This is a genomic window from Arthrobacter sp. M2012083 (assembly GCF_000281065.1).
GTDB lineage: Bacteria > Actinomycetota > Actinomycetes > Actinomycetales > Micrococcaceae > Arthrobacter.
The window spans coordinates 1-7,796 of record NZ_AKKK01000041.1 but is presented as its reverse complement, the minus strand read 5'-3'; the positions used below and the strand labels follow the sequence as shown (position 1 = coordinate 7,796).

Annotated in this window: 7 protein-coding genes; all 7 read left to right on the top strand. The window is 63.0% G+C overall.

Annotated elements, in window-relative coordinates; genetic code table 11:
- Positions 1–25: 25 nt before the first annotated feature.
- On the top strand, positions 26–1,024 hold the full coding sequence (locus tag A477_RS0116945) for a tetratricopeptide repeat protein (RefSeq protein ID WP_017200125.1): 999 nt from the start codon (positions 26–28) through the stop codon (positions 1,022–1,024).
- Complete coding sequence (locus A477_RS0116940) at positions 1,024–2,124, top strand: NADH:flavin oxidoreductase/NADH oxidase (RefSeq protein WP_017200124.1); 1,101 nt, start codon at positions 1,024–1,026, stop codon at positions 2,122–2,124. The genes A477_RS0116945 and A477_RS0116940 overlap by 1 nt, the downstream gene beginning before the upstream one ends.
- A 40-nt stretch (positions 2,125–2,164) precedes the next feature.
- Positions 2,165–3,082, top strand: coding sequence for an ABC transporter ATP-binding protein (locus A477_RS0116935; protein ID WP_017200123.1), 918 nt, complete (start codon positions 2,165–2,167; stop codon positions 3,080–3,082).
- Complete coding sequence (locus A477_RS0116930) at positions 3,064–4,635, top strand: hypothetical protein (RefSeq protein WP_017200122.1); 1,572 nt, start codon at positions 3,064–3,066, stop codon at positions 4,633–4,635. Before A477_RS0116935 ends, A477_RS0116930 begins: the two co-directional genes overlap by 19 nt.
- A gap of 81 nt (positions 4,636–4,716) precedes the next feature.
- Positions 4,717–5,499, top strand: coding sequence for a glucosamine-6-phosphate deaminase (gene nagB / locus A477_RS0116925; RefSeq protein WP_017200121.1), 783 nt, complete (start codon positions 4,717–4,719; stop codon positions 5,497–5,499).
- Positions 5,500–5,507: 8 nt separating this feature from the next.
- Positions 5,508–5,846: a DUF3039 domain-containing protein gene (locus tag A477_RS0116920; protein WP_017200120.1), complete on the top strand. Its 339-nt coding sequence runs from the start codon at positions 5,508–5,510 to the stop codon at positions 5,844–5,846.
- A gap of 112 nt (positions 5,847–5,958) precedes the next feature.
- Entirely contained in the window at positions 5,959–7,734 is a 1,776-nt protein-coding gene (locus tag A477_RS0116915; protein WP_017200119.1) for a DEAD/DEAH box helicase, read from the top strand.
- The last annotated feature ends 62 nt before the right edge of the window (positions 7,735–7,796 follow it).

Sequence of the window (7,796 nt, the reverse complement as noted above, 5' to 3'; positions counted from 1 at the left end):
CAGGGCAGCGGCTAGAGTGGACGGTATGAGTTCGCCCGGATACCGACCCACTCCAGCCGCTGCCAGCCAGCTCAATCTACGCGGTGCCGTTGACCTGTCGTCGCTGCGCCGCCCGGCCGCCCCACCGGTGCCGCCCCCCTCTGCTTCGGCGGAGGGCGGATCGCCGGCGGATGGCACACCCCAAGCGGGCAGTGCCGGCAATGCACCACTTCGAGTGGATGCAACCGAATCGAATTTCCAGGATCTGGTGCAATTGTCCGCACAGATCCCCGTGCTTTTCCTTCTGTGGTCGCGCTACGCGCCCGAATCACCCGCCGTCCTCGATGCCGCCGAACGCGTTGTGGAAAGTTACGGTGGTCGCTTGGTGCTTGCAGCCGCCGATGTGGATACCTTCCCGCAACTGGCGCAGGCCTTCCAGGTTCAGGCAGTTCCCACAGCAGTTGCCGTGGTCAAGGGACAGCCCGTCCCGCTCTTCCAAGGACCAGCGGATGACGAACAGATCCGAAACCTGGTTGAGGAACTCCTCAAGGTTGCTGCAGCAAACGGGGTCACCGGCAGCATCGGTGATGCCGCACCCGGGGAGGATGCGGAACCCGCGCCACTGCCGCCACTGCATCAGGCAGCCATTGACGCGATCGAGGTGGGCGACTACGCCGGCGCGGCCGCAGCCTACAAGCAGGCGCTCCTCGAACAGCCGGCAGACGCCGATGCCAAGGCCGGTTTGGCCCAGGTTGAGCTGATGGCCAGATTGGACCAGCTCTCCGCCCCCGAGGCCGAAAGCCTCCGGGAACTCGCGGCCGAAGAGCCGGACAACGTCCAAGCCCAGTTAACTGTGGCTGACCTCGACATCTCCGGGGGCCACATCGATGACGCTTTCAACCGCATTATCACCTTCATTGGCAGGAATTTCGGTCCCGAGCGTGAGACCGCCCGCGTGCGCCTCCTTGAGCTCTTCGAGGTTGTGGGTACCCAGGACGAACGGGTAGCAAAGGCACGCCAAGGGCTCGCGAGGGTTCTCTTCTAGTGCCGTCCGCGCTGTTCACTCCGCTTCAGCTGCGCTCGCTTACCGTCCCACACCGTGGCTGGGTATCGCCCATGTGCCAGTACAGCTGCCACCCGGAGACCGGAGAGGGCGTCCCCAACGACTGGCACTTGATGCACTTGGGTTCTTTCGCAGCCGGCGGCGCCGGTCTCATCCTGAGTGAGGCGGCTGCAGTGAACGCTGCAGGCAGAATCAGCCCCTTGGACGCTGGCTTGTACTCCGATGAGCAGGCGGCCGGCTGGGAGCGGATAGTGGCGTTCGTCCACCGGCATGGCGCCGTCGACTGCAAGATTGGGGCGCAACTAGCCCACGCGGGGCGCAAAGCATCCACGTATTGGCCGTTTTCAGATCGCTCCGGTTCTGTTCCCCGGTCCGACGGCGGATGGGTCACTGTTGGGCCAAGCAGTGATCCGTTTGACGGTTACGCCGCGCCGGCAGCCATGAGCGACGCGGAAATCCACGGCGTGGTGGCCGACTTTGCGTCCGCTGCCAGCCGGGCAGTGGCGGCGGGTTTCGATACTGTGGAGATCCACGGAGCCCACGGGTATCTCCTGCACCAGTTCCAAAGCCCGCTCATCAACACCCGCACCGATGGCTGGGGTGGAAATGAGGAGGGCCGCAATCGGCTTATGCTCGCGGTGGTGGATGCAGTCAGGGAAGTCATTCCGGACTCCATGCCGCTTCTGCTCCGCATTTCCGCGTCGGATTGGACTGACGGCGGCGTTGACGTCGAGGCTTCTGTTCGCCTGGCCCGCGCCGCTGCCGAACGTGGCGTTGACCTTGTGGACGTCTCCAGCGGCGGCGCAGTGGCGCATCAGCAGATCAGGGCTGTGCCCGGTTACCAGGCTGGATTCGCCCAGCAGGTAAAGAACGACGCCGGAGTCCTCACCGGGGCGGTGGGCCTGCTTACGAGTGCCACGCAAGCGGAGGATATTGTGGCGAACGGCAGGGCGGACGCGGTTTTCATGGCCCGGGCGGCATTGCGGGATCCGCACTGGTGGCTCAGGGCTGCATACGAACTGGGCCACGATATTCCGTGGGTTCCGCAGTACCAGCGAGCCGTTCCCCGCCACGGCTTCTAGGACCTCCTCAGCTTCGTGTTGGCAAGGTTAGGCTGGGTCCATGACGGAACCACGCCATGAACCCACGCCCGCTTCCGGACCGCCCCAGGTTTCCGCACCGCCACAAGCTTCGGCAACGCACCAGGCCCCCGAAACCCAGCCGGTCGATCAATTACAGGATGGTGCCCTCCCGCTGCCTTCACGTGGTCCTGCCGAGGACGCCCCGTTGGCTGCGCTGTCCATCCGCGGCCTGGCCAAGCGTTTTGGTGAGAAGATCGCCGTCGATGGCGTGAGCCTGGAGGTCCCCGCGGGGTCCTTCTATGGAATGGTTGGCCCCAACGGTGCCGGCAAGACCACCACGCTGTCCATGGCTACCGGCCTGCTGCGGCCCGACTTTGGCACGGCTTTGGTCCATGGAGTTGATGTTTGGGCGCGGCCCTTGGAAGCCAAGAAGCTCATGGGTGTCCTGCCGGATGGGGTGCGCCTTTTCGACAGGCTGACGGGCGAACAGTTGGTCACCTATTCCGGGCTGCTCCGCGGCATGGATCGTGATGTTGTGGGCTCCCGGGTTTCTGAGTTGCTGGCCGCCCTTGATCTCCAGGCAGACGCCGGCACGTTGGTTGTTGACTACTCGGCCGGTATGACCAAGAAGATCGCCTTGGCCTCAGCGCTGATTCATGCGCCCCGCCTCCTTGTCCTGGATGAGCCCTTTGAGTCAGTGGACCCCGTTTCGGCGTCCAACATCCGGGGCATCCTGGAGAGTTACGTCGCTTCCGGCGGCACTGTCATCGTTTCCAGCCACGTCATGGACCTCGTGCAACGCATGTGCAGCCACGTCGCGGTGGTTGCCGGCGGTCGGGTCCTGGCGGCTGGATCTGTGGACGAGGTCCGGAACGGCTCCACCTTGGAAGAACGGTTTGTGCAATTGGTGGGCGGCGGACACCGGACGGAGGGGCTGGAATGGTTGCGCACCTTCTGAACCTGAAGTGGCGCCTGCTTCTTAACGGATTTAAACGCAGCCCGTGGCAGTTGGTGGGCATGGCACTTGGCTTGCTCTATGCCTTGGGCGTCCTTTCCCTTCTGATTGGCGGACTCATTGCGCTGCGTTGGGCTGATGCTGAGATTGCCCACACAGTGGTGGTGCTGGGTGGTGCGGCCACGGTGCTGGGATGGGCCATTATCCCGCTCGTCGCTTCCGCAGCGGACATGACCTTGGACCCCGCTCGCTTCACCACGTTCGCGATCCCCCCGAGGCAACTACTGGCTGGGCTTGCCTTGGCGGGGTTCATCGGTATACCGGGTTTGGCTACCTTGCTCGCCGCCTTGGGCACGGTGGGAACCTGGTGGCGTAGCGTTCCGGCAGTAGCCGGCGCGTTTTTGGGCGCCATTCTGGGTGCCCTTACATGCATCGTTTTGTCCAAGGTGGTAACAACGGCGACGGCCGGCCTTGCCTCCTCGCGACGCTTCAAGGACCTCAGCAGCATCATTGTCTTCATCCCGCTGATGCTGCTGGGGCCCATCATGGTGGGGATTGTGGACGGCGTTCGCGGGAGTGCCGATTACCTGCCCGTGTTGGCCCGCACTGTGTCCTGGACGCCGCTGGGTGCGGCCTGGTCCTTGGGCGGCGACCTGGAGTCGGGCAACCTGGGTGCCGCAGGCCTGAAATTCCTGATCTCCGCAGCAACCATCGCCGGCCTCCTCCTGTGCTGGCATATTCTGCTGCAGCGTGCTTTGGTGACGCCCCCTTACTCCGGAGGCTCGGCCAGGAAGGGCGGAAAACTCGGACTGTTTGCCCTTCTTCCCGGGACTCCCGCGGGCGCGGTTGCTGCCAGGGCTTTGATTTATTGGATGAAGGATCCAAGGTATGCGGCCTCCTTGGTGATTGTTCCGTTGTTTCCCGTCATCTTTTTCTTCAGCGGATCACAGAGTGGCAGCTACGGCCTGCTCATGCTTCTGGGACCGTTGACAGCGTTCATGATGGCTTGGTCCATCTGCGCCGATGTCTCGTATGACAACACAGCTTTTGCACTCCACCTCGCGGCGGGGGTCCGGGGCATTGACGATCGCTTGGGTCGCGCCCTGGCCTGCTTGGCCATCTCACTTCCGGTGGTACTCGTGTTTACTGTTGGGCCGCTTTTCGTCACTGGGGACTGGCAGTGGCTCCCCAACCTTCTGGGATTGTCGCTGGGAACTCTCTTTACCGGGCTGGGGCTCTCCTCGGTGATTTCGGCCCGCTATAACATCGCAGTACCTTTGCCGGGGGACAGCCCGTTCAAGAAACCGCCGGGAAATGTGGCCCAGACGTTGGCAGTGCAAGCCGTCGGTATGGGTGTTTTGGCGCTTCTCCTCGTTCCGGAGCTTGCATTGGTGGCTGTCCAGGCTTTCAGCGGGGGGCCGGAAGCCGGTTGGGTCAACCTGGTAGTCGGGCCTTTACTCGGCGTCATCCTCTTCGTGCTTGGCGTCCGCCTCGGTGGAAAATGGTTGGATGCCCGGGGTCCGGAAATGTTCGCTCAGCTCAGCGTCAACCGCTAGCCTGCGTAACAACCATGCCCGTAGATGGGACATGGGATAACGTCTTTGTCAGATAGCTCATAACTAAGAAAGGCCGTGACGATGGAAGTTGTCATTCTCCCTGGCGCCAAGCAGATCGGCGCGCTCGCTGCCGATGCCATCGAAGCGCTGGTACGCCGTAAGCCCAGCGCAGTCCTGGGTTTGGCAACGGGGTCGTCGCCGCTGCCCATTTACGACGAATTGGCCAGCCGGTACGAGGCCGGGGGACTGGACTTCAGCCAGGCGCATGGGTTCGCATTGGATGAATATGTGGGGCTCCAAGCAGGACATCCAGAGTCCTATCGCGAGGTTATCCGACGCGAATTCACCAACCGGGTGAATATCAAGCCGGAGAACGTCCATGGGCCGGATGGCGCGGCCGAGGACCTTGAGGCTGCATGCCAGGAATACGAAGACGCCATTAAGGCGGTCGGTGGAGTCGACCTCCAGATTTTGGGCGTCGGAACGGACGGACATATTGGCTTCAATGAGCCCGGCTCCTCCCTGGCATCCCGGACGCGCATCAAGACGCTGATCGAGCAGACCCGGAAGGACAACGCCCGTTTCTTCAACAGCATCGACGACGTTCCCCACCATGTGGTGACCCAGGGCCTCGGCACCATCATGGATGCCCGGCATGTGGTTTTGGTCGCAACGGGCGCCCAGAAGGCCCAGGCTGTCCGGGATTTCGTAGAGGGGCCGGTGGCTGCCATTTGCGCGGCATCCATCCTTCAGATGCACCCGCACGCCACGGTTTTGGTGGATGAGGCGGCCGCTTCATCGCTGAAACTGGCCGATTATTATCGGCACACCTATGACAACAAGCCGGAGTGGCAGGGTCTGTAGACGGTAAGATGTTTGGCATGACTACGCTTCCTCCGGATCCATTCGAAAACGACCCCATGCGCGAGCTTTCCGGAGCCGGAACGTCCACTGCCACCATTGAGCGCGAAGAAACGCGCCAGGAAGTGGAGCCCGGCGACCGCGAGCGGTTTTCGCATTATGTCCGCAAGGAAAAGATCATGGAGTCGGCCCTGACCGGCGAGCCCGTCATTGCCCTGTGCGGCAAGGTCTGGACGCCCGGGCGCGATCCCAAGAAGTTCCCGGTCTGCCCGGAGTGCAAGGAGATTTACGAAGGCCTCCGCCCCGGTAACGACGGTGGAAAAAACGGCGGCCCGGGCAACTCCAAGTAGTGGGTGGGAAGAGAACTCCGGCCCTTTCTGATCATCACCGTCCCATGGCCCGCTTTGGCGTGCCCGGATGGTCGGAGATCGTCGTCGCTGCCATCAGGCCGGGGGAGTCAGCATGACAGAAACACTTTTTGGTGGACCATCCCTGCCTCCGGCATACCCTGAGCGTGCAGCCTGGGGTACAGCGCCCAAGCTCCGTGCGTGGCAGCAGGAGGCCCTCGACCTCTACATGACCCGCAATCCGAAGGACTTCCTCGCTGTGGCAACGCCCGGCGCTGGTAAGACCACCTTTGCGCTGCGCATCGCCACCACCCTGCTGGACAGCGGTGTGGTCAACCGCGTCACCATCGTGGCGCCTACTGACCACCTGAAGCGGCAGTGGGCTGACGCCGCCGCGAAAGTGGGAGTCGCCATTGATCCCAACTTCAAGAACTCCGATGGCCAACACGGCCGGGGATTCGTCGGTGTTGCCGTCACGTACGCGCAGGTAGCGAGCAAACCCATGTTGCATCGTGCGAAGACCGAAGCGGCCCGCACCTTGGTAATCCTGGACGAAATCCACCACGGCGGCGAGGCCCTTTCGTGGGGAGACGGGCTCCGGGAGGCCTTTGATCCTGCTGCCCGGCGCTTGTCCTTGACGGGCACCCCTTTCCGTTCGGACACCTCGCCAATTCCCTTCGTCGAATACGCCGAGGACCGGGACGGTATTCGCCGTTCAAAGGCTGATTACACCTACGGCTACGGCAACGCACTGAGGGACCACGTGGTGCGTCCTGTCCTGTTCATGGCCTATTCAGGCCAGATGCGCTGGCGGACCAGTGCCGGCGATGAGATGGCGGCCTCCCTTGGGGAAGCGGCTGTAACCAAGGACATCACCTCGCAGGCCTGGCGGACTGCCTTGAACCCCACGGGCGAGTGGATCCCTGCCGTCCTGGCGGCCGCAGACAAACGGCTCGGCGAGGTTCGGCGGACCGTGCCGGACGCCGGCGGCCTGGTGATTGCCACGGACCATGATGACGCCCGCGCCTACGCCGGTCAGCTGAAGAAGATAACGGGCCAATCGCCTACAGTCATTCTCTCTGATGATTCCAAGGCTTCCAGCAAGATCGAGGAATTCTCTGCGGGGGACCAGCGATGGATGGTGGCTGTCCGCATGGTGTCCGAAGGCGTGGACGTTCCACGCCTGTCAGTAGGCGTCTATGCCACGTCGACCTCAACGCCGCTGTTCTTCGCCCAGGCCGTGGGCCGCTTTGTGCGAGCCCGCAAGAGGGGGGAGACGGCGTCGGTATTCCTTCCGTCCGTACCGCCGCTGATGGTGTTGGCCAACACCATGGAGGCCGAACGCGATCACGCATTGGACCGCCCTGAAAAGGACGACGACGGTCTCTTCAGCCCGGAAGAAAACCTCATGGCGGGGGCCAACCGCGAGGACAAGGCCTCAGACGAGCTCACCAAGGGCAAGTTCGAGGCTTTGGATTCCCAGGCCTCCTTTGACCGTGTCCTTTTCGACGGCGGCGAGTTTGGCACCGGCGCGGATATCGGTTCGGATGAAGAGCTGGACTTCCTGGGAATTCCAGGGCTGCTTGACGCCGAACAGGTAGGCACGCTGTTGCGTCAGCGCCAGCACGAACAGCAATCGCGCAAGAAGCGCCAGTCACCCTTGGCAGCTGCCGCCGCGCCTGCGGTTCCTGACCACCGCATGCTGATGGACTTGCGCAACGAGCTGGCTAAGAACGTGGCCGCCTGGTCCGCCCGCACCGGCACTCCCCACGGAGTGGTTCATACCAAATTGCGTGAGGTATGTGGGGGTCCCGCTGTGGCACAGGCGAACGAAGAGCAGCTGCAGGCCCGCCTGCGCAAGCTTCAGGACTGGTTCATCGGCAGGAAGTAGCTGGCTCCAAAATCAGCAGAAACGAAAAACACCGGAGGGCGCCGCGGTTGCGGCGCCCTCCT